This is a genomic window from Variovorax paradoxus, assembly GCF_024734665.1.
Taxonomy (GTDB): Bacteria; Pseudomonadota; Gammaproteobacteria; order Burkholderiales; family Burkholderiaceae_C; genus Variovorax.
In genome coordinates, this window is the sequence record NZ_CP102931.1 from 1,831,206 (window position 1) to 1,853,690 (window position 22,485).

The 22,485-nt window shown below is 68.0% G+C and carries 15 protein-coding genes; 9 read left to right on the top strand and 6 right to left on the bottom strand.

All coding sequences use genetic code 11. The features are described 5' to 3' along the window. Positions 1–4: 4 nt before the first annotated feature. Both NWF24_RS08510 and NWF24_RS08515 read left to right on the top strand, forming a co-directional pair. The gene (locus NWF24_RS08510) at positions 5–3,190 is read left to right on the top strand and encodes a non-ribosomal peptide synthetase (RefSeq protein WP_258353802.1); all 3,186 of its coding nucleotides are present in this window, start codon (positions 5–7) and stop codon (positions 3,188–3,190) included. Next, positions 3,153–7,244, top strand: coding sequence for an amino acid adenylation domain-containing protein (locus NWF24_RS08515; protein ID WP_258353803.1), 4,092 nt, complete (start codon positions 3,153–3,155; stop codon positions 7,242–7,244). The genes NWF24_RS08510 and NWF24_RS08515 overlap by 38 nt, the downstream gene beginning before the upstream one ends. Positions 7,245–7,293: 49 nt before the next feature. Here NWF24_RS08515 and NWF24_RS08520 read toward each other — a convergent pair whose 3' ends face one another. The 4 genes from NWF24_RS08520 to fhuF form a co-directional block, all read right to left on the bottom strand. After that, positions 7,294–9,684: a TonB-dependent siderophore receptor gene (locus NWF24_RS08520; protein ID WP_258353804.1), complete on the bottom strand. Its 2,391-nt coding sequence runs from the start codon at positions 9,682–9,684 to the stop codon at positions 7,294–7,296. Positions 9,685–9,851: 167 nt separating this feature from the next. Next, positions 9,852–11,153, bottom strand: coding sequence for a lysine N(6)-hydroxylase/L-ornithine N(5)-oxygenase family protein (locus NWF24_RS08525; protein ID WP_258353805.1), 1,302 nt, complete (start codon positions 11,151–11,153; stop codon positions 9,852–9,854). 91 nt (positions 11,154–11,244) lie between these two features. Beyond that, positions 11,245–12,081 carry a N(5)-hydroxyornithine transformylase PvdF gene (locus NWF24_RS08530; protein ID WP_258353806.1) on the bottom strand — a complete coding sequence of 279 codons (837 nt, stop codon included), beginning with the start codon at positions 12,079–12,081 and terminating at the stop codon, positions 11,245–11,247. Positions 12,082–12,143: 62 nt separating this feature from the next. Further along, positions 12,144–12,884, bottom strand: coding sequence for a siderophore-iron reductase FhuF (gene fhuF / locus NWF24_RS08535; RefSeq protein WP_258353807.1), 741 nt, complete (start codon positions 12,882–12,884; stop codon positions 12,144–12,146). Between the two features lie 268 nt (positions 12,885–13,152). Here fhuF and NWF24_RS08540 point away from each other — a divergent pair, with 268 nt between their 5' ends. The 7 genes from NWF24_RS08540 to NWF24_RS08570 all read left to right on the top strand — a co-directional run bounded on the left by NWF24_RS08540 (position 13,153) and on the right by NWF24_RS08570 (position 20,681). Further along, entirely contained in the window at positions 13,153–14,844 is a 1,692-nt protein-coding gene (locus NWF24_RS08540) for a cyclic peptide export ABC transporter (RefSeq protein WP_258353808.1), read from the top strand. Further along, on the top strand, positions 14,841–15,425 hold the full coding sequence (locus tag NWF24_RS08545; protein WP_258353809.1) for a Fur family transcriptional regulator: 585 nt from the start codon (positions 14,841–14,843) through the stop codon (positions 15,423–15,425). Before NWF24_RS08540 ends, NWF24_RS08545 begins: the two co-directional genes overlap by 4 nt. A gap of 120 nt (positions 15,426–15,545) precedes the next feature. Next, positions 15,546–16,610 carry an efflux RND transporter periplasmic adaptor subunit gene (locus tag NWF24_RS08550; protein ID WP_258353810.1) on the top strand — a complete coding sequence of 355 codons (1,065 nt, stop codon included), beginning with the start codon at positions 15,546–15,548 and terminating at the stop codon, positions 16,608–16,610. Further along, positions 16,607–18,619: an ABC transporter permease gene (locus NWF24_RS08555; protein WP_258353811.1), complete on the top strand. Its 2,013-nt coding sequence runs from the start codon at positions 16,607–16,609 to the stop codon at positions 18,617–18,619. The genes NWF24_RS08550 and NWF24_RS08555 overlap by 4 nt, the downstream gene beginning before the upstream one ends. Next, entirely contained in the window at positions 18,616–20,064 is a 1,449-nt protein-coding gene (locus tag NWF24_RS08560; protein WP_258353812.1) for an efflux transporter outer membrane subunit, read from the top strand. Before NWF24_RS08555 ends, NWF24_RS08560 begins: the two co-directional genes overlap by 4 nt. A 153-nt stretch (positions 20,065–20,217) precedes the next feature. Then, on the top strand, positions 20,218–20,457 hold the full coding sequence (locus NWF24_RS08565) for a hypothetical protein (RefSeq protein ID WP_258353813.1): 240 nt from the start codon (positions 20,218–20,220) through the stop codon (positions 20,455–20,457). Positions 20,458–20,549: 92 nt separating this feature from the next. Then, complete coding sequence (locus tag NWF24_RS08570) at positions 20,550–20,681, top strand: hypothetical protein (protein WP_258353814.1); 132 nt, start codon at positions 20,550–20,552, stop codon at positions 20,679–20,681. A gap of 13 nt (positions 20,682–20,694) precedes the next feature. Here NWF24_RS08570 and NWF24_RS08575 read toward each other — a convergent pair whose 3' ends face one another. Beyond that, positions 20,695–21,759 carry a FecR family protein gene (locus NWF24_RS08575; RefSeq protein ID WP_258353815.1) on the bottom strand — a complete coding sequence of 355 codons (1,065 nt, stop codon included), beginning with the start codon at positions 21,757–21,759 and terminating at the stop codon, positions 20,695–20,697. Then, positions 21,756–22,373, bottom strand: coding sequence for an RNA polymerase sigma factor (locus NWF24_RS08580; protein WP_258353816.1), 618 nt, complete (start codon positions 22,371–22,373; stop codon positions 21,756–21,758). Before NWF24_RS08580 ends, NWF24_RS08575 begins: the two co-directional genes overlap by 4 nt. Positions 22,374–22,485: the final 112 nt, after the last annotated feature.

Below are 22,485 nucleotides of genomic sequence, written 5' to 3' on the forward strand. Positions count from 1 at the left end.
AGCCATGGCTGCCATCCTTGAAACCACGAGTTCCGCTTTGCCGCTCAGTCCGGAGCAGCGCGCCATCTGGGCCCAGCATGGGGAACAGGCCGCGACCGGCGCGCCCAAGCTCGTGTTGCTGGCCGATCTTGACGGCGAGCTCGATGCGGCGCGCCTGCAGGCAGCGGTGCAGTCGGTGGTGCAGGCCCATGTGGCCCTGCGCTCGGCTGTGTTGCAGGTGCCCGGCTTCCGGGGCCTGCGGCAACAGGCACTCGATGCGGTGGTCGCGCCGGGCCTGAAAAAAATTGATCTTCGCGGCAACGCCGACAGTGCGACCGCATTGGCCGACTGGATCGCCGTGTGCACGGAAGAGCCGCTGGATGTCGCGAGCGGCGCGCTGCTGCGCATCGGAATCGCCCGGCTCGGAGAAACACGGCACAAGCTATTGCTGGTTGCCAGCGTGTTCGCTGCGGACAAGGGCAGCCTGCAGGGCTTGCTGGATCAGATTGCCACGGCGTACCTGACGGGGCAGGTCGTCGATGCGGACGAGGTCTTCCAGTACGCGCAGTTCGTCGAATGGCGCCAGGAGCTCGACAGCGACGACGAAGCGGCCGACGGGCGTGGCTACTGGCATGCCTACATCGACCGCGCAGACATGCTGCAGGCACCGCGCCTGAACGCCCGGGCGGACGGGGAGTGCGAAGGCACACCGACTCGCATCAGCCTCGCCCTTCCTCTTGACGCGGCGCTCGCCGCCCGCATGCAGGAAGTGGCCGGGCAGCTCGGGTGCGGCACAGACTCGCTGCTGCAGGCCGTTTGGTGGCTGCTCGTGGCCCGGCTGACGGGCCACCGGCCCTTCGTCGCCGGCTGGCAGAACGATTGCCGGCGCAACTACGAAGTGATGCAGGGAGCAGTGGGCGTCTTCGAGAAGATCCTGCCCGTGGTCGTGGACGTCGCGCCTGAAGAGCGCTTCTCCGACTGGGTCGGGCGCCTGGGCAAAACAGTCGAGGCGCATACCGAGGCGCAGGAGTACTGGGCGATCGATGCGCCGCCGATCTCCGCGCACCTCGACGTGGGCTTCGGTTTCGACGAGGTGCCAGTGCGGTCGCACGGCGCCATGGCATGGTGTGTGGACGCCGCGCCCGGGCCGCAGCCTTGTTTTGAACTGGCCCTGCAGGTCGGCCAGGCCGGCCAGGCGTTCACGCTGTCCGTGCATGCGGACGCATCGCGCTATTCACCGCAGGCCGTGGAACGGTTGCTGTGGCAGTACGGCACGCTGCTCGAGGATGCCGTGGCGCAGCCTCGCGCGCCGGTTGGCAGCCTCGCGCTGGTCGGTTCGCGCGAGCGCGAATTGCTGCTGCTCGCAGCCCGTGGCGAGAAGGCGGATTTCGGAACCCTCACGCTGGCCGAACAGGTCGCCGGCTGGGCGCAGACGACGCCGGACGCGCCCGCGCTGGAGGCAGGCGATGTGCTTCTGAGTTATCGCGAACTCGATGCGCGAATCAACCAGATGGCGCACTGGCTGCGAGCCCGGGGCGCCACGGCCGGAACGCTGGTGGCGCTCAACCTTCCGCGGTCGGCCGACTTGCTGGTGGCAATGTTCGCGAGCTGGCGCATCGGGGCGGGCTACCTGCCGCTGGACCCCGAATGGCCTGCCGCACGCCGCCAGGCCGTGCTGGAAGACGCCGCGCCGTCGCTCGTGCTCCATGCCACCGGATCGGCTTCGCCCGGCGATGCGCCGTGGCGGCAGGCGTCGCTCGGTGACATGGACCTCGATGGCCTTGCCGATAGCGCGCCGGCACACCAGCCTGCGATGCGGGACCTGGCTTATGTGCTCTACACCTCAGGTTCGACGGGAACGCCCAAGGGCGTGGTGATCGAGCAGGGGCAATTGCTCAATTACGTGGCGGCAGTGTCGTCGGCCATCGACCTGGGCCGCTGCCGTCGCTGGGCGCTCACCAGCTCGGTCGTCGCGGACCTGGGCAACACGGCGCTCTTCGGTGCGTTCCACAACGGCGCCTGCCTCGTCGTGGCGGGCCCCGGCGACGTGAAGGATGCGCGCGCTTTCGCGGGCTTTATGCGCGAATGCCGGATCGACGCACTCAAGATGGTGCCCTCCCACCTGGAGGCCTTGCTCGAGGACGAGGCACCGAAGCTGCCCGGCACGCTGGTGCTGGGCGGCGAGGCCGCACCGCGCTCACTCGTCGAGCGCATCGCCCGGCTTGCACCAGAAACTGTGGTCTACAACCACTACGGCCCCACTGAAACGACGGTGGGTGTGATGGTGCATCGTGTGCCGGCAGAAGGCGCCGCGTCTTCGGTACTGCCGCTGTCGCGCGTGCTGGCGAACAACCGCATCCATGTACTGGACGAGGCCTTGCGCGTGGTGCCGAGCGGTGCGCTGGGGGCGGTGTATGTCGGCGGTGCGCAGCTGTGCCGCGGCTATCTGAACCGGGAAGTGGAAGGCGCTTTCGTGGCCGATCCATTCCAGCCCGGGCAAAAGCTCTACCGCACGGGCGACCTGGCTTGCGTGCTGCCCGAGGGTGGCATCCGCCTGGCAGGGCGGGCTGACGACCAGATCAAGATCCGGGGCTTTCGCGTCGAGCCGGCCGAGGTAGAGGCGGTGTTGCTGTCGCAACCCGGCGTACGGCAGGCCGTGGTGCTGGCGGTGTCGGGTGGTGGAGGCGACGCCGAGCTCCGGGCCTTCGTCGTGGCAGACGAGTTGCTTGCATCGGAGGCCGACCGTTCGGCGCTGACCGGGCAGCTGGGCATGCTGCTGCCCGCGCACATGGTGCCCGCACGCTGCACCTTCGTTGCGGAGTTCGCGCGGCTGTCGAACGGAAAAATCGATCGCCAGTCGTTGCTGCCCGCAGCACGTGTCGATGACCGGGAGCCGGTGGTGACGGCCCCGCGCGACGCGCTCGAATCGGTGCTGGCGCAGTGCATGGCCAGCCTCGTTCAGCGCGACGTCATCGGCGTGGAAGACGACTTCTTCGAACTGGGCGGGCACTCGCTGCTCGTGATCAAGCTGGTGGCGCGCATCCGCAAGCTGCTGCGACTCGACATAGCGCCGGGGCTGGTGTTCGACCATCCCACCGTCGCCACGCTGGCGGCGGCACTTCGCGCGCTGGAGGAGCAGGACGTCGAGCGAATGGAACTGCTGGCGCACACGCATGAACAAGCTCGCCTCAAGGACTCAGGATCAGTTTGATATGCAAGATGGAACAGTGATGAACAGCACCCATGCGGCGCAGCGAATTTCAGCAGCAGACGAGTGGGCGGAGGAAGACGACGAAATCCGCCGCCGCGTGTCGAACGGCGACGAGGTGCCGTTGTCCCATGCGCAGGAGCAACTCTGGTTCCTGCAGCGCCTGGAGCCCGGGCTGACGGCCTACAACCTGCCGAGGATGCTCCGCCTGCAGGGCCCGCTGGATGCGGATGCGCTCGAGCGGGCGTTCCAGGCCGTGATCGATCGCCACGGCATCCTGCGTACCCGCTTCTTCGAGAAAGACGGCGTTCCCATGCAGCAGATGGCGCAAGACGTGACGTTCGTGCTGGAGCGGTTCGACCTGTCCCTGGAGTCCGGGGCCGTGCGACAGGCGCGTGTCGATGCGCTGACGAGCGGGATGGCCCTGCACGTGTTCGACCTGGGCGCCGCGCCCGCGCTGGTGGCGAGGTTGATCCGGCTGTCGGACGAAGAGCATGTGCTGACGGTCTGCCTGCATCACATCGTGTCGGATGCCTGGTCCAACCCTATCCTCGCGGCAGACCTCGCTTCAGCCTACCGCCTGGCATTGGCCGCGGGCGCGGCCGTTCGGCTGCCGGCCTTGCCGGTCCAGTACGCCGACTACGCACTGTGGCAGCGGGAACGCCTGCAGGGCGAGGCCCTGGCGACGCAGCTGAACTACTGGAACACCCATCTGGGTGCCGATGTACCGCCGCTGGAACTGCCGTTGGACGGGGTTCGTTCCTCGCGGCAGACCTTCGACGGTGCCGTGCATCGCTTCGAGCTGGAGCCCGCACTGGCAGTGGCGTTGCAGAAGTTCTGCCGCTCGGAAAAGTGCACGCCCTTCGTTGTCCTGCTCGCGACCTGGCAGATGCTGCTGGGCTGGTACAGCGGCCAGAACGACTTTGCCGTCGGCGTGGCCAATGCCGGTCGCCATCGCGACGAGGTACGCGATCTGGTCGGGTTTTTCATCACGACCCAGGTGTTTCGGGCGCGGCTGGAGCCGCGCGCCACGTTGCTCGAAATCTGCCGACGGGTGCGGCGCGATTCGTTGTCCGCGCTGGAGCATGCGGACCTTCCGCTCAAGGCGCTGCTGGCCAGCCGCAACGTGAAGCGCGACGCGTCGCGCAACCCGTTGTTCCAGGTGATGTTCGGCGTGCAGATGGGCGACAGCGCTGCCGGCCTCGCGTTCGGCGATGCGCGCACGGAGGAGATCGGTGCCCGCAATGCGAGCGCCAAGTTCGACCTGTCACTGGATTTCTTCATCGAACCGACGCGGGCGCACGCGCAGATCGAATACAACACGGGCCTTTTCGGCGAGGCGACCGTGGCGCGGCTGGCAGGCTGGTACGTGCGCCTGCTCGAGGCGTTGACGGTCGATCCCGGCCAAGCCTTTTCGGGCGTCGATCTTTGCAGCGCGGCGGAGCGCGCGCAACTCGTGGCGTGGAGTGTGAACACGCAGCGCCATGAAGACGCGACACCGGTGCATCGGCTGATCGAGAGGCAAGTCCAACGAACCCCGGATGCGCCGGCCCTGAGCTTCGGCGAAGAGACGCTGAGCTACGCGCAGCTCAACGCGAGGGCGAACCGCCTCGCACATCATCTGATCGGCCTTGGCGTAAGGCCCGAGGCGAAGGTGGGCATCGCGGTGGAGCGCTCCATCGAGATGGTGGTGGGAATCCTGGCGATCCTGAAGGCAGGCGGTGCGTATGTGCCGCTGGACCCGGACTACCCGGCGGAGCGGCTGGCCTACATGGTGGCCGACAGCGGCATCGGACTGGTGTTGACGCAGAGCCATCTCACCGTGCCGGGCGCCGAGGCTGTGCAGGTGCTGTCGTTAGACGCGCTGGACGTTCGTGCTGAATCCGGGGCCGATCCGCAGATTGCGTTGAACGGCGAGAACCTCGCCTACGTCATCTACACCTCCGGCTCCACCGGCAAGCCGAAGGGCGCCGCCAACCGTCATGGCGCCTTGTACAACCGCCTTGCCTGGATGCAGCAAGCCTATGCACTCGGCGCCAACGACACCGTGCTGCAGAAGACTCCCTTCAGCTTCGACGTGTCGGTGTGGGAGTTTCTCTGGCCCTTGATGTTCGGCGCCCGCCTGGCGGTTGCTCTTCCGGGCGACCACCGCGACCCGGCACGTTTGCGAACCTTGATCGGGCAGCACCGGGTCACGATCCTGCACTTCGTGCCCTCGATGCTGCAGGCCTTTCTGGCCCACGAGGGCATCGAGGCCTGCACCAGTCTGCGGCGCATTGTGTGCAGTGGCGAGGCCCTGTCGGCCGAAGCACAGAACGAAGTGTTCAGGCGGCTGCCGCAGGCAGTGCTGTGCAATCTCTACGGTCCGACCGAGGCAGCCATCGACGTGACGCACTGGACCTGCCGGGACGACGGGCGCAGCCAGGTGCCGATCGGACGACCCATCAGCGACACCCAGGCGTATGTGCTGGATGCGGAACTCAACCAGGTAGCTGCAGGAGCGGCGGGAGAGTTGTACCTGGGCGGGGTCAACCTTGCACGCGGCTATCTCAACAGGGCGGGCCTTACTGCAGAGCGCTTTATCGCGACGGAAGATGGGGCCCGGCTGTACCGCACGGGCGACCTCGTGCGTTGGAATGCGGAAGGCCAACTGGAGTACCTGGGGCGCATCGATCACCAGGTGAAGGTGCGGGGCTTCCGCATCGAGCTGGGCGAGATCGAGGCGCAACTCCTGGCGCAGCCCGAAGTGCGCGAAGCGGTGGTGGTGGCACGAGATGCCGCGAGCGGGGCCCGGCTGGTGGGCTATGTCTCTGCCCACGCCGGGCAAGCCATCGAGACAACCGTGTTGCGTGAACGTCTTGCCGGGGCGTTACCGGACTACATGGTGCCGGCGGCGCTGGTGGTGCTGGACACATTGCCGCTGAACGCCAATGGCAAGGTCGACCGCAAGGCGTTGCCGGCGCCGGAGTTCGGGGAGGCCCGGGCAGGCGAAGAGCCGCAGGGGCTGGTGGAGGGCGCGCTGGCAGCGATCTGGGGGCAGGTGCTGGGTGTGCCGCACGTGGGGCGCCACGACAACTTCTTCGAGCTCGGCGGCGATTCTCTCGTTGCGCTCAAGCTGCTGGCCAGGATCAACAAGTCCCGTGCGTTGGGCGTGAAGATCTCCCTGCAGGACCTGCTTCAGAAACAGACGATCGCCAGGCTGGTTGCACAGCTGGACATCGGAGCGACTCCGCAGCCCGTCCAGTTGCTGAACGCGTATGCCGGGCCGGCAGAAGCGATGCCGCTCTTCTGCGTGCCGCCCGGGCTGCGCCATCCGGTCGACTACCGGCCGATGGCGCGCTACCTGGAAGACTCGCGTGCCGTCTACGGCCTGAGCTACACGGACGACATCACCGGACTGGAGTCCATCGGGCAGATGGCCCGGTACTACGTCGATCTCATCCGCAAGACGCGGCCGCAAGGTGCCGTTGGCATCGTCGGCTGGTCACTGGGGGCGGTTGTTGCGGTGCATGTCGCCAGCCTGCTGGAGCAGGAGGGCGTGGACGTCGCCTTCCTCGGCATGGTCGACAGTTTCCTGCTGGACGAGAGCTTCGATCCGGACGGCTGGTACCAGGATTTCCGCGATTTCGTTCTGGACACCGCGAACGGCAGCATGGGCCGCGAAGCCGTCAACGCGATGCTCGACAGGTTCGAACCGATCCGCTCAGCATCGGACGATGCCGTGCGCGACGCTGTCGAAGAAATCGTGGCCGCGGCCGGCATGAGCATGAAGACGGCCGACATCGTCCAGGGGATCGTTGCAACCCGGCGCATGAACGCGATCACGGAAAAGATCACCGCATTCCCGCGCTTGAACGTGGCGCCGCATTTCTGGTGGAAGAAGGGGAGAGCGGTTGCAGAGAAGACCGCGCTTCTGTCGCAGTTCGACGGCGAAGCGCGTGCTTCAGTCGAAGTGGATGCCGACCATCAGGGCATCGTGCGCCACGCTGCGATGTTGAGCCATCTGCATGCAGCCATGTGCGATGCGCAAAACAGGGAAACAGCAGGCGCGCGCTGATCGCTGATGGATGGCCTGCCCCCCGCATTCATGCGGGGGGATGGACAGATCAGAACTTGTACCGGGCAGTCAGGGTCGCCGTGCGGAGGGTGCCCTGGTAGCACTCGCCGTGGTAGCAGATCGAGTTGTACTTCTTGTTCGCCAGGTTGGAGACGTTGAGCGCGAAGCGCCACGGACCGGTTTCGTAGTGCACGGCCGCATCGACGAGCGTCACGCCGCGTTCGAACGTGGTGTTGTACTCGTCGTTCTGCCGCTTGCCGATGTAGCGCACGCCGCCGCCGAAGCCCAGGCCGTTGCCCAGGGTGTAGTCGAGCCACACCGAGGCGGACTGCTTGGGCACGAGCGGCGGGATCTTGCCGACTTCGTCCGGATCGGCGCTGGCGAGCACTTTCATGTCCAGCCAGGTGTAGGCGGCCGCGATGTTCAGGCCCGGTGCGAGCTCGCCCTTGGCCTCCAGCTCGATGCCGCGTGAGCGCTGCTTGCCGATCTGGCGCCCCTCGGAGGTCGCCGGGTCGTAGGTGACCACGTTTGTCTTGCGCAGGTCGAAAGCCGCGGCGGTGAACAGGGTGCGCGTGCCTTCGGGCTGGAACTTGACGCCGACCTCGACCTGCTTGCCGCGGCTGGGATCGAAGGGCTGGTTGTTCGCGTCGACGCCGCTGTTGGGCAGGAAGGACGTGGTGTAGCTCATGTAGGGCGCCCAGCCGTTGCCGAGCAGGTAGGTAAGGCCTGCCCGGCCGCTGAACGCACTGTCCGATTTCCGGGTGAAGGTCTCGCTCAGGTAGTTGCTGGTGCTCTGGCGTACCTGATCCTGGCGGCCACCGACGGTGAAGACCCATTTGTCGCCGAACTTGATCTGGTCCTGGGCGTAGATGCCGATCTGGCGTGTCGACTGCGACAGATCGGTCACCGGGATGGTGGGCATCGCCACGGCCTGGCCGTAGACGGGTGCGAGCACGTCGAGGTCTGGTGCCGCGCCGCGGAAACGCCGCTGCTTGCCGTTCTGGTCGGTGTAGTCGAAACCGAGCAGCACCGTGTGCTGGACGGAGCCGTACTGCAGCTTGCCCTGCACGTTGGTGTCGAGCGTTGCCAGGTTCACGGGGTCGTTCCAGCTTCTGGCAACGCGGGAGAGCGTGCGCTGGTCATCGCCGAGCGAGCCGGCCCAGACTGCCCGCCGGTTCAAGTCGATCCTGCTGTAGCGGAAGTTCTGGCGGAGGGTCCAGGTGTCGTTCAGGGCCGTTTCGAAGCGGTAGCCGATGGCGGCCTGCTTCTGCTTGAGCTGGCCGAAGCTGTAGTCGCCCACCTTCACGGGGTAGAGAACGTAGTTCTGGGTGAGGTAGTACGGGTCTTCAGCCGTGTTGTTCTTGAGGTATTCCGCAAAGACGGTCAACGAGGTCGTTGCATTGGGCTGCCAGCGCACGGAAGGCGCGATGTAGGTGCGCGTGTGGTTCAGCTTGTGGCCGTCGGGGTATCTGTCCTGGTCGTTGCTGTCCAGGCCTACGCCAACCAGGCGATAGCTCAGGTCGGTGTTGTTGCCGATCTTGTCGCCGAGGTCGAACGCCAGCTGCTTGCGTTGGTAGCTGCCGTACTGGAGTTCGATTTCGCGGCTCTTCTCCCCGGTCGGCTCCTTGCTCACGCGGTTGACGATGCCGCCTGCGTCGCCCTGGCCGAACACCATCGACGACGGGCCGCGCAACACCTCCACGCGCTCCAGCCCATACGGTTCGCTCAGGTAGTAGGTGGGGCCGAACGCCGGCTGGGCGAGCCCGTCCCGATAGACGCCGTTGGCGGAAGTGCTGAAGCCCCGCAGCAGGATGTATTCCCAGCCGCGGTTGTCGGGGCCGTACGTGCTCGTTGTGACGCCAGGCGTGTAGCGAATGGCCTCCATGACGTCCTGCGCGCCGCGTGCCTCCATTTCATTGCGGCCGATGATGGAGATCGATTGCGGCACCTCGAGCACCGGCGTGTCGGTCTTGGTGGCCGTGCTGCTGCGGCGGGCCACGTAGCCGGTGACCGGGCCGGTGGGCGATTCGTCGGCGTTGGCCACCACCTGCACCGCGGGCAGCGTGCCCTGGGAACTGGGAAGGTCGGCGGTGCGGCGGATCGTGAAGCTGCCGTTGGCGGCGCGCGTTGCTTCGAGCGAGGTGCCGGCGAGCATCTGGCCCAGGGCCTGGTCGACCGTGAGCTTGCCTTGCACGGCGCGCGAGTTCGTGCCCGCGACCACCTCGCCGGCAGCGAACACCTGCACGCTGGTCTGGCGCGAGAGCTCGTTGAGCGCTGCGCCGAGCGCCTGCGACGGCACTTTCACGTCGAACACCTGCGTCGCGGCCTGGCCGGAAGCCTGCGCTTGCGCTGAAGCCAGCGGGGCCCAGACGGTGAGAACGGAACCGAACGCCGCGGCAAGCGCGGCATTCAGCAGATGTTGACGAGGCAGGGGACGCATAAAAGAACAACTCCAGTTTTTTGAATTACGACGCATTCACATTCAGGTGCGGATGCCGGCCCAACTTCCGGTCTCTGGCGCATCTATGAGTAAGACGTTCGAACTCATCAAACAGAGACACTCCCCCTTCACAATTCTTTAGTACGCCGGGGTCCGGCGCCGGAATTTCAGGTCTGGACGGCCTCGGGTTCCGGCCGGAGGTGCACTGCCGCGCCGGCCGGCGTGGCCAGCAGGGCACTGCCGATTTCGCCGGTTCTGACCGAGGTGACGGACAGCAGGGTGTCGCTCAGGCCATGCGAATCCTCGCAGGCGCCCTGCAGGTAGATGGCCGGATGGAAGTCGGGCGTGGCCAGCACGCGGTAGTGCCGGTCGACCTCGTAGCTGCCGAGGTAGCCCGCCAGCGGCGCGAGCAGAGCCTTGTGGTGCTCCCGCACATAGCCGGTGGCGAGCACCACGGCGTCGTAGCGCACGGTGTGCTCGCGCAGGGCGTTCTGGTCCCACAGCGCCAGGTGCACGCCCTGGTCGTCGGCCGTGACGTTGCGGATGTCGTGCCGGCGCAGGAAGCGCAGGCGGTTGCCGCCGGTCACCCGCTGTTGGTAGAAGGCCTTGTAGATCTGCTGGATCAGCTCCAGGTCGGCCACAGCGTAGTTGGTGTGCCAGAACTCGTCGAGCAGCGCGGCGCGCTCCTCGTCGGAGCGGCTGAAGGTGTAGTCGGTGAACTCGGCGTTGAAGATCTCGTTCACGAAGGGGCTGTCGTCGGCCGGGCGGATCGAGCGCGAGCGCGTGACGAGGTCGACTTGCGGCGCGCCGGGCCGGCCCTGCAGGTCCATGAAGATCTCGGCCGCGCTCTGCCCCGCGCCCACCACGGCGATGCGGCGGGCGTCCGGCAGCCGTGCGATGTCCTGCAGGTAGCTGCTCGAATGAAAGACGCGCGGGTCGTTCCGGAGTGCGCGAAAGCCGTCGGGGATGTTCGCCATGCCGCCGATGCTGACCACGAGGTTGCGGGTGAGCCGCTCGACCAGCTTGCCCGCATGGTTGCGCGAGCGCACGCGCAGCAAGGCCACTTCGCCGCCCTTTTCTTCGGGCAGCACCTCGAAGACCTCCTCGCCGTAGGCGCAGGCGTCTTCGAACTGCTCGGCGGCCCACGAGAGGTAGTCGTTGAACTCGTGGCGGCTGGGGAAGAAGCTCTTCAGGTTGGCGAAGTCGGTCAGCCGGCCTTTTTCGTGCAGGTAGTTGATGAAGGTGAAGCGGCTGGTCGGGTTGCGCAGCGTCGCTAGGTCCTTCAGGAAGGAGATCTGCATGTGCGCGTGGTCCAGCAGCATGTGCGGGTGCCAGGCGAAGCTCAGCTGCTTCTCGATGAACAGTGCATCGAGCGGCCGGCCGGCATGGCGCTTCTCGTCGAGGGCGATGGCCAGGGCGATGTTGGACGGGCCGAACCCGATCCCGACCAGATCATGGACGTGTGGCATTGAAATCAACTCCTGTGGTGGAGGGCGGCGCGCCGCATGCGGCAGCCCACCCTGGGCCGTGTGTAAGAAGACGCTCGGCGGCGCGGGATGTTCACGCTTCCACGGTCTCGGCCATCAGGGCCAGGCCCTGGTGGAGCGCGGGAAAGAGGCTGCGGTTGAAGTTGTTCCAGCGCAGCTCGAGGATGGTGTCCGTGGGGTCGATGTCGGTGCCCAGCACGTCGAAGATGACTTCGCCCGAATCGATGCCGGTGTCCACGTAGTGGAAGGAGGCGCCGGTCTTCAGCACCGGCTCGATCGCGACCGTCTCGCGCGTGCGCCAGTCGACCACCCGCTGGCCCTTGGCGCCGTACAGCGCGTCGAGCGTGGCCCAGGCGCCGCGGCGCTCGAAGGGCGACTCCAGGCGCGTGATGCCCGGATGGATGTTCACGATCCGGCGGAAGAAGGGGCTTTCGGGGCGCGCCAGCTGGTCGAGGATCACCAGCAGGCCGTCGAGCACGACAAGGTCGGCCTCCAGCGCGGTGAGCCGCTCGAGCAGGTGTTGCTCGAACTCCTTCTTTCCGGCTGCGCGCTCGGCGGCCGCGTCCAGCGGCAGCCGCCGGTAGGTCGACGGCACGTTGTGGAAGATGTCGTTGGCCCGGCGGCCCTGCACCTGCAGATCGCCCGGGTAGATCCATTGGCGGGCCGGGTCGAACCCGAAGCCGTAGTCCTGCAGCGCCTGGCGGTCGCGCGGCGAGCCTTCGTCGTCGTCGAAGAGCACGGCCTCCAGCGAGTAGGCATCGCCCAGCGGCGTGCGCTCGAGTGCCTCGGCCAGGTACTCCAGCGGGGACTTCATGTAGCGCTGCCCGCCCTTGTAGTCGATGTACTGGCCAGCCTTGTCGGCGGCCGCATTCCTCAGGGACATGATGTAGACGAGTTTTGCCTTGGACATGGATATGCGCTCGATGGGTGGGTGGATGGAAGAAGTGATGACTTGATGACGTGATGGCGTTGTCAGCGGTGCGCCGGCGACAGAGGGCAGGCGCCGCAGTAGCCTTCGCGTGGCAACAGATGGAAGAGGCAGCACTGGCGGTGCAGCTTCACGGTCCGCTCGCGACCCTCTAGGCGCACGCGGATTTCGCGTTGCCGCCCGGGCAGGGGATTGCTCCATGCCGGCCAGGCGGGGTTGTGCAGCAACTGCTGCCTGTCGCCGGCGATCGGCGGCGACCCGCCGGTCAACGCAAGCGCCTGGTCGAGCACCGGTTCGAGGTTGCGCGCCGCGTTGCCCCAGAGGATCTTGGCGGCGATGCCCGTCAGGCGGCACAGCGCCGAGAACAGCGGCTCCAGGTGCTGCCGCAGCAGCGCCGAGTAGCGTTCCTCGGTGGTCGCGCCGCGTTGCGGCTGGCCCAGCTCGCGAATGTGAAAGCTCAGTGGGTGGGCATGCGGGCCGAAGCGCACCCAGACCTGGTCGGCGGCAACGGGAAACCCATGCTGCAGTACGCTGGCGGCGGCCGCGACCGGCGGCAGCAGCATGCCGAGGTAGTCCAGGCTCCAGGCTGAAGCTACTGCGCGCAGGTCCTTGCCCTCGACCCCCAGGTGCGACGCATGCAGACGCAGCACACGGCCCAGCAGTTCGGGTGAATGCACCAGGTCGGCAACGCGCAGCGCGCCCGCGGGCGGTTGCGGCGCGCACTGCAGCGCCTCGCCGTGCGGCGCCAGGTTGCCCTGGAACAGGGGTTCCAGCATGGCGATCATGGCGTCGTCGCGAAAGAGGGGGCGCCGGCGGTGCAGCGGTTTGCAGGGGGCATGAAGCTAGGACGGATGGGCCGCGCAGGTGTTCATGCCGCGCGGCGTGAACATTTGCGCGGGCCACCCGTCAAGTGGGGTACAGGCGGTCCGTTGCCGCCCGCAGCCCTGTAGCCCAGCTGGCGCGGCAGGGGTGCATCCATCCGTTTCGCGTCCGGCGGCAGGGCTTGCCCATGCCGCCGGACCCCAGTCGCCCAAGGGCGGAAAGAGTTCTTGCATGACAACTGCCCCCGCTCCCGACGGCGAGTTCGCACGCCTGCTCAAGCCGTTTCTGCCGTGGATCCTGCTGTCGGCGGTCACGGGCATCGGCGCGGGCGCGGCCACGGTCGCGCTGCTGAGCACCATCAACCAGGTGCTCAACCGGCAGGGTGGTCTGTCCGGCGGCCTGCTGCTGATGTTCATCGGGCTGTGCGCGGTGGCGCTGTTCGGGCGCATGGTGTCCGATGTCTCGACCAACTTCGTCGGCCAGCGGGTGGTCGCGCAGGTCCGCAAGAGCCTGGCGCAGAAGATCCTTTCGGCACCCATCGACGCGCTGGAGCGCTACCGCACCCACCGGCTGATGCCGGTGCTATCGCAGGATGTGGACATGGTCAGCGACGTGGCGTTCGCGCTGTCCGCGACGTTGATCGCCTGCGTCACGGCGCTCGGCTGCCTGGCCTACCTGGCCTACCTGTCGTTGCCGCTGTTCGGTGTGCTGCTGGTGGCGCTGGCGATCGGCGCGACGGTGCAGGCCATGGCGCAGTTCCGCGGGGTGAGCGGTTTCTGGAAGGCGCGCGAGCATGAAGACCAGTTGCACAAGGCCTACCGCGCGATCAGCGAGGGCGCCAAGGAGCTGCGCATGCACCGCGTGCGCCGCCAGCGCATGTTCGGCGGGCAGATCGAGCGCATCGTCGACAACATCCGCACGGTCAACGGGCGTGCGATCAACACCTTCGTCATTGCCGCCGCATTCGGTTCGGGCCTGTTCTTCCTGCTGATCGCGCTGATCCTGGGCTGGGCATCGTTCCGCCCGACCGAGCCCGCGGTGCTCAGCGGCTTCGTGCTGGTGCTGCTGTTCCTCAAGGGGCCGATGGACCAGATCGCCGGTGCCTTGCCTGCCGTCGGGCGCGCGCGGGTCGCATTCCGGCGCATTGCCGACCTGTCGGCGCGCTTCGCCACGCCGGAGCCGCACCTGCACGTTGGCCATGCCGGCAGCGAGCTGAAGTTCGAGCATGAGATCGCGTTGCGCGGCGTGCGTTACGCCTTCGATGCGCCCGAGGGCGGCGAGGCCTTTGCGCTCGGGCCGATCGACCTGCGGCTTCGCCGCGGCGAGATGGTGTTCGTGGTGGGCGACAACGGCTCCGGCAAGACCACGCTCATCAAGCTGCTGCTCGGCCTTTACGCGCCGCACCAAGGCGAGGTGGCAATCGACGGCACCCCGGTGGGCCCCGAGCGCCGCGACGACTACCGCCAGCTCTTCACCACGGTGTTTTCCGACTTCTACCTGTTCGAGGACCTCGCAGCCGGCCCGGATGAAGAGCAGGGCGAGGCTAGCATGCAGGTGCTGCCGCAGCGCGCCTTGCCCTACCTGGAGCGCCTGGAAATCGCACACAAGGTGAGCCTGAAGAACGGTGCGTTCACCACCACCGACCTGTCGACCGGCCAGCGCAAGCGACTGGCGCTGGTGCATGCCTACCTCGAAGGGCGCCCGGTGCTGGTGTTCGACGAATGGGCCGCCGACCAGGACCCGACCTTCCGCCACCTGTTCTATACCGAGCTGCTGCCCGAGCTGCGTGCCAAGGGGCACCTGCTGGTCGTGATCTCGCACGACGACCGCTACTTCCACCTGGCCGACCGTGTCATCACCATGAGCGCCGGCCGCATCGCGGACGACCGGCCCCGCGCCCACCTGGAGAGTCTTGCTGCATGAACGACGGCCCGCAAACCAACGATACGCAGCGGCCAGTGTTCATGTCGCAGTTGCGGGCGGCGCGAATCCGGCCGTCCGTGGTCCGGCTGTGCGTGCTCCAGACGCTGGCGGACGCGGGCAGCGAATGGCAGCGCGGTGAAGAGGTCTTTCGCCGCATGCTGCTGCGCGGCACCTCGGCCAGCCTGACCACGGTCTACCGCGTCCTCAAGGAGTTCGAACATTCGGGGCTCATCGAGCGCGAATGGGCGCGCAGCCGCGGCGGTGCGCTGGCGGTGTTCCGCTACGCCGCGCCCGGTGCGAATGCCGATGCCTTGAGCGTGCGCATGCGCTGCAATGGATGCGGCACGTTCACCGAGGTGCAGGACCGCGAGCTTCACGAAGCGCTGGTGCGCGTGGCCCAGAGCAAGGGCCTCCCGCTGGCGGGCACCTTCGACGTGCAGATCCACGGCTCCTGTTCGTCCTGCCAGCACCGGTCCACAGGGGAATCGTCGAGCGAGGACCAGTCGTCGCGCGAGCACGGCAGGATGCTGCCGCTCGTGGGCTTCCGGGCTCGCCCGCGCGCGCAGCGCCTTGCCGCTTGACGAGGAGCCGGCGTGAGTGATTTGCGTCAAGGCGCCTGGCGCCGCCGTGCGGTCGCCGCGGTGCTCGTGTCCCTTTGCGCGGCGGCCGGAGCGGGGTTGCTCTGGGGAAGAGGCGAGGCGATGGACGTCGACTCCGTGCCGGTGGTGCGCGGCACCATCGAGTCCAGCGTCTCGGCACTCGGGGTGCTGCAGCCGCGGCACTACGTGGACGTGGGTGCGCAGGTCTCCGGGCAGATTCTTCGGCTGCATGTGCAGCCGGGCGACGTCGTCAAGCGGGGGCAGTTGCTGGTGGAGATCGATCCCAGCGTGCAGCGGGCCACGGTCGACGCGGGCCGTGCCTCGCTGGCCGGGCTGCGCGCACAGCGCGACGACCAGCAGGCCCAGCACGTGCTGGCGCAGCAGCAGCATGCGAGGCAACGCCAGATGGCTGCCGACGGCGCCACGCGGGACGAGGACGTGCAGGCCGCGCAAGCCGCGCTGGCGTCGGCCGGTGCGCGCGTTAGACAGCTCGAGGCGCAGATCGCACAGACCCAGGCGACGCTGAAGGCCGACGAGGCCCGCCTCGGCTACACCAGCATCTACGCGCCGATGGCCGGCACCGTCGTGTCGGTGGAGGCGCGCGAGGGCCAGACGCTGAACGCGACCTACCAGACGCCCAATGTGCTGCGCATTGCAGACCTGTCTTCGATGACGGTGTGGTCGGAGGTTTCCGAGGCCGACGTGCGGCGCATCAAGACCGGCATGCCGGTCTACTTCACCACGCTCGGCGAGAGCCAGCGCCGTTGGCAGGGCCACGTGCGCCAGCTGCTGCCCGCGCCGCCAGTGCCCGAGAGCAAGACGGGCAGCGACAGCAGCGCCAAGCCTTCCGCTGCAGCGAGCAAGGTGGTGGTCTATACGGCGCTGTTCGATGTCGACAACGCCGACGGCGAGCTCATGCCGCAGATGACGGCCAAGGTCGCCTTCGTCGAATACGCCGAGAAGGACGCGCTTTCGGTGCCGCTTGCCGCGCTGGTGCCGGTGGCCGGCAGCAGCGACCGCTTCACGGCGCGCGTGCTTCGCCCCGATGGCAAGGTCGAGGTCCGGCAACTGCGCGTCGGGGTGCGCAACCGGCTCGCCGCGCAGGTGCTGGAAGGCGCGCAGGCCGGAGACCGCATCGTCATCGCCGCCAGGGCTTCGAAGCCATGACGACCGCGGCGCATGCGCCGGGCGATGCGCCGCGGCCGCTGATCGAGCTGCAGGACATTCGCAAGTCGTACGGCGGGCGCGGTGGACGGGGCGGCAAGGAAGCAGGGGCGGGCAGCCCGGCAACGACCGTGCTGCATGGCATCTCGTTGCGCCTGTACGCGGGTGAGTTCGTGGCCGTCGTCGGTGCTTCGGGCTCAGGCAAGTCCACGCTGATGCACATCCTGGGTTGCCTCGATCGGCCGAGCGCCGGACGCTACCTGTTCGACGGCCAGGACGTGGCCAGCTTCGATGCCGACGCGCTCGCCTGGCTGCGCCGCGAGGCCTTCGGTTTCGTCTTCCAGGGCTACCACCTGGTGCCCAGCGAGTCGGCGCGCGAGAACACGGAAATTCCCGCGCTCTATGCCGGCATGCCGGAGGCCGAGCGGCGTGCGCGTGCCACTGCGCTGCTCGAACGGCTGGACATGGGCGCGCGGCTCGACCATCGCCCGCACCAGCTGTCGGGCGGGCAGCAGCAGCGCGTGGCCATCGCGCGGGCGCTGATGAACGGCGGGCGCATCATCCTGGCCGACGAGCCCACCGGCGCGCTCGACAGCAAGAGCGGCGCCGAAGTGATGGCGCTGCTGCACGAACTGGCAGATGCGGGCCACACCATCATCCTCATCACGCACGACCGCTCGGTGGCCGCGCAGGCGCGGCGGATCATCGAGATTCGAGACGGGCGCATCGTGGCGGACTCGGGTGAACACACCAGCGAAGGCGCGGCGGCAATCGCTGCCGTACCGGCCCCGGTCTTCAGTCGTCCGTCGGTCACTGGCGGCGCCTCGCTGCCTGCCGACATTCGCGAGGCGACACGGGCCGCATGGCGCGTGATGTGGAGCAACCGGTTCCGCACCGGGCTCACGCTGCTGGGCATAGTGATCGGCGTGGCCTCGGTCATCGTGATGCTGGCGGTCGGCGGCGGCTCGCAGCGCAAGGTGATGGCGCAGTTCGAGACCTTCGGCACCCGCACCATGTTCGTTTCCGTGCAGCTCGCCAGCCTGCGCAACCCGAGCGCGCCGCTCACGCTGGACGACGCGCTGGCCGTTCGCGCGCTGCCCAATGTCGAAGGCGTCGCGCCCTACATCGAGGACAGGGTGGTCGTGCGCCGCGGCAATATCGACCACCTCACCGAGGGCGGCGGCGCCACGGTCGATTTCTCGCGAGTGCTCGGCTGGGGCGTGAGTCGGGGAGTGATGTTCGACGCCGAGGACGAACGGCGCATCGCCAAGGTTGCGGTGATCGGCGAGACGGTGCGCCAGCGCCTGTTCGCCGACGGGCAGGACCCCGTCGGACAGGACATCCTGGTGGACAAGGTGCCGTTCCAGGTCGTCGGCGTGCTAGCTTCGAAGGGCGCCACCAACGGCGAGGACCAGGACGACCGGGTGGTGGTGCCGCTGTCTTCCGCGGCCACACGCGTCTACGGCCATCCTCACCCGACGTGGCTTGCGGTGCAGGTGCGCGACATCGACAAGGCGCAGGAAACGGCCACCGCCATCGAGGCGCAGCTCGAACGGCAGCAGGCCGGGCGCCACGTGCTGATATGGAACCGCGTCGAGGCGCTGCGCGTGCAGACCGAGACCGCGCGCGCAATGACGCTGATGCTGGGGCTGATTGCCATCGTGTCGCTGATCGTGGGCGGCATCGGCGTGATGAACGTGATGCTCATGACGGTGCGCGAGCGCACGCGCGAAATCGGCATTCGCGTGGCGACGGGGGCGCGCCAGCGGGACATCCTGCGGCAGTTCATGACCGAGGCGGTGCTGGTGACTTCGGTGGGCGGCACCGTGGGCGTCGTTGCCGGGCTGGGCATTGTCGTGGGGCTGATGCTGGCCGGCGTGCCGGTGCTGTTCTCGCTGGCGGCGAGCGTGGGTGCGTTCGGCTGCGCGGTGCTGACGGGCGTGATCTTCGGGTTCATGCCGGCGCGCAACGCTGCGCGGCTGGACCCTGTGGTGGCGCTGGCGGGGGAATGACTGTGTTGCTGCGAACGCGTTCCGGATGCGGCTGGTGGGCGGCCTTGTTGTGCGCGGCGCTGTCATCGGGCTGCGCGCTGCATGGCGATCGCGCCGAGCGCGCGGTGGGGCTTCCCTCTGCATGGCGTCATGCGCAGGTACTCGGCGACACGGGTCCGGTCGAAGCGCAGTGGTGGCGCAGTTTCGGCAGCACGGAACTCGATGCACTGATTGCGCGCGCGCAATCGCAAAGCAACGATCTCGCGGCTGCTGTCGCGCGGGTGCGGCAGGCCGACGCGCGGGCGCGCATCGCCGGCGCGGCGCTGCGGCCGCAGGTGACGGGCACTCTCGGCGCCAGCCGCGAGGGCCGCCTGGGTGGCAACGCCACGGTTGCCGGCAGCACCTATGCCGCGGGTTTTGCCGCCAGCTATGAACTCGACCTGTGGGGTCGCGATGCCGCGCTGCGCGACGAAGCGCTGCAAGGCTTGCGCGCAAGCGCCTTCGACCGCGACACGGTGCGGCTCACTGTGACGGCCGATGTTGCCGCCACCTGGCTGCTGGCGCTGGCCCTGCGCGAACGCACCGAAATAGCCGCGCGCAACCTCGACAACGCGCGCCGCGTGCTGGCGCTGGTGGAGTCCCGCAGCCGCGCCGGCGCGGTGTCTCCGCTTGATCTTGCACAGCAGCGCGGTCTGGTGGCCGCGCAGCAACGTGCGCTCGCAGCGCTGCATCAGCAGGCGGGTGACGCCGAGACCGCACTGGCGTTGCTGCTGGGCACTGCGGCGCCGGCGTTCGAACTGCGGGGGCCGCGGCTCGATGCGCTTCAGGTTCCCGTCATCGGCGCGGGCGCGGGTGCGCCTTCTGCATTGCTGGTGCGGCGCCCGGACATCGCACGCGCGGAGGCGCATCTGGCTGCGGCCGATGCCAACGTGCTGGCGGCGCGCGCCGCGCTGCTGCCCACTGTGTCTCTGAGTGCCACGGTAGGCACCGGAGAGAGCCGCTTCGGCAGGCTCTTCGACAACCCGCTCTACAGCCTGGCTGCCGGCCTGACCGCGCCGGTCTTCGATGGAGGGCGACTGGCGGGCGGCCAACGCCTGGCCGAGGCGAAGCGCGAGGAATTGCTGGCCGCCTATCGGGGCGCGATCGTCGGTGCGTTCGCGGATGCGGAGACTGCGCTGAACGGCGTGTCGGCCATCGATGCACAGGCAACGGCGCAAGGCGCCGAACTGGCCGAGGCGCGCCGCGCGGCAGAACTGTCGGAGGCCCGCTACCGTGCGGGCGCCGAGACACTGCTGACCTTGCTCGACGCGCAGCGCACCCTGTATGCCGCGCAGGACCTGGCGGTCCAGTTGCGCATGGCGCGCTTGCAGGCACGGGTTTCGCTCTACCGTGCAATGGGCGGCGGATGGCAGCAGGCCCGGTGCACGAGCGCCGCAGCAGCCGAAGGACATACTGAATGCGTTTGACGCTCGTGGCCCTGCATCGCTGGGCCGGCCTCCTTGAACATTCGGGGCCGCGGATCGTCTTTTTCTCTAGACGCCTGCGCGCCGGCATTTCCCGGTGCGCATCGGCCTCGACGATCATCCCCCTGGATCAACAACACAGCGCCTGGAGTAGCAGTGGCCCCGCAAAACCATCCGGAGGCGCCGTCCGCCGAGGAGACCGCATGGCGTCTCTATATGGACCTCCGAGAGAATCCATGCCGCACGGGCGCGTTGAAGCTGACGCACTGGTTGCGGGAAGACCAGGCGCATCCGCCCGCATTCGACCGTGCCCTGCGCCTTTGGGCACTGGCGGGCGCCGCCCTGGTCGTCAGCCGCCGCAGGAATTTTCATCCGCCCACGGGCGGACTCGAATGAGGCGCGCCGGGTTGGCCGCGCACTGCCTCGTGCCCGATGAATGCGTCCGCACCGCGGCGTCGCTTTTCGCTTGCATGCACGCCTCGCCGACTTTGCAGAACACAGAGGAGCTGGCCCAGTGGCTTGGGAAAGACCCACGGCACCTGCGCGCGCTCGACATCGCGCTGGCGGAATGGGGCCTCGTGCAGTCCGGCCACCCCGTGGGGAATGTGCGCGGCGCTTGACGCGGCGAAGGACTCAGCGCGTTCGCAGGGTCACGCTGCCGTCCGGCTGCGGTTCGGCCGCCAGAGGCAGGATCGTCGGCAGCGCGGCCACTAGGCCGTCGGAATCGTTGGTGCGGAAACGGCCCGACAGCCGCATCGCGTCGACGCGCGAACTCGTACTGACGATGGGCCGCGCACGATAACTGTTGACCGCGGCCAGAGCGTCGCCGAGCGGCGTGTTCTCGAAGACGAGCCAGCCATTGCGCCACGCGGACAGGGCGGCCGTGTCGGTTTGCCGCACTGCGGCGGCACGGCCGTCATCGATTTCAAGCAGGTCGCCCATGCGCAGATCGATCACTTCCGCCTCTGCGCCGGTGGACCCGTCGCGCGGCGGCATGTGCACGCGCACATGGCCATGCTCCACGCCCACGGTGATCGGGCCGCCACGGTCGCGCACGGTAAAGGCGGTGCCGACCACTTCGATCGTGGCGCCGCGCGTGCGGACCCTGAAAGGGCGGTCTGCATCGCGCGCCACCTCGAAGCGCACTTCGCCGTGCGCCATGTCGACGGCGCGGTGCTGGCGATAGAGCGCCACGTCGATCGCGCTCTGCGGTGCCAGGTCGAGCTGGCTGCCGGGCGCGCCGCTGCGGCCGTCGGTCAGCGTCACCTTCAGCATCTGCGCGGTACGGGTTTCGTAGGCTGCGCGGAACACGGGTTGCTGCCAGTACCATTGCACGCCCCGGCCCGCGACCAGGCCGGTGCCCAGCAAGGCGGCGACCGAAAGCAGCATCTTGCGGCGCTGCTGCCGGTGCGTCGATGCGGCGGCAGTGGCGGCTGCGTTGGCCATCAGCGCGGCTTCGGGTTCGTCGAAGTGCGCGCGCAAGTCGTTCGCCATGCCGCCGAGTGCGTCCCAGCGCTCGCGTGCCTCCTGCACGGCCGCCGCATGTTCCGCCGATTTGCCGCGCCACTGGTTGAGCAACGCGCGGGCTTGGCCTGCGGCCTCGCCGGTTGCGATCTCTCCTTCGACGATCAGCGCGAGCGCGCGCTCGATCAGCCGTTCGCGCGGAGGAGCGCTTGCCGCCATGCTGCCGCCGCTCACGAGAAGTCTTCGGCCAATGCTGCGTCGAAGCCCGGCCGGCTCAGCACGACCTGCGGCTCGATCAGTTCCGAGCGCAGTTCGGCGAACACGCGCGAGCAATCGATGGTGGCGCGCAGCAGGTGCTTGGCCACGGCCATCTCGGTGATGTTCAGCCGCTGCGCAATTTCAGCGCGCGTGTGGCCGTAGGCGCGAAACAACAGGAACACCTCGCGCCGGCGCGGCGGCAGTTGTTCCATGGTTTCGACCACCCGCGCCAGCACCCGTTGCTGTGCCACGACGTATTCGCTGGACTGGGCCGTCTGGTGCGTGCCGATGCCCGCATGCGCGCTGACCCATTCCTGCGCGACCTTGCGCCGGCGTGCATCGTCGACGCACAGGTTGCGCGCCACGCGAAACAGCAGGGCGCGGGGCGATTCGATGGAATAGGCGGCGTCCTGCAGATCGGGCAGTGCATCGCCGCGATTGCCGCCGCGCGTCTTGAGCGATGCCGCATAGACCCGCTCGAAGCTGGACTGCGCGATGTCGGCCGCGTAGTGCGGATCTCTCAGGTCGCGAGTGAGCTGCCGGCGCAAGTCCGCATAGTGAGCTACCAGTTCCTGAACGAGGTCGCGCATCCGGCCGCCTTCTCGCAAGCATCGACGATGGACCCCGGGGTCGTTCGCCAGAACGCACCGACGGATTCGCCTCGACTTCCACGTGGGAAGAGGCGAGCTGGCCGCAGAAGCA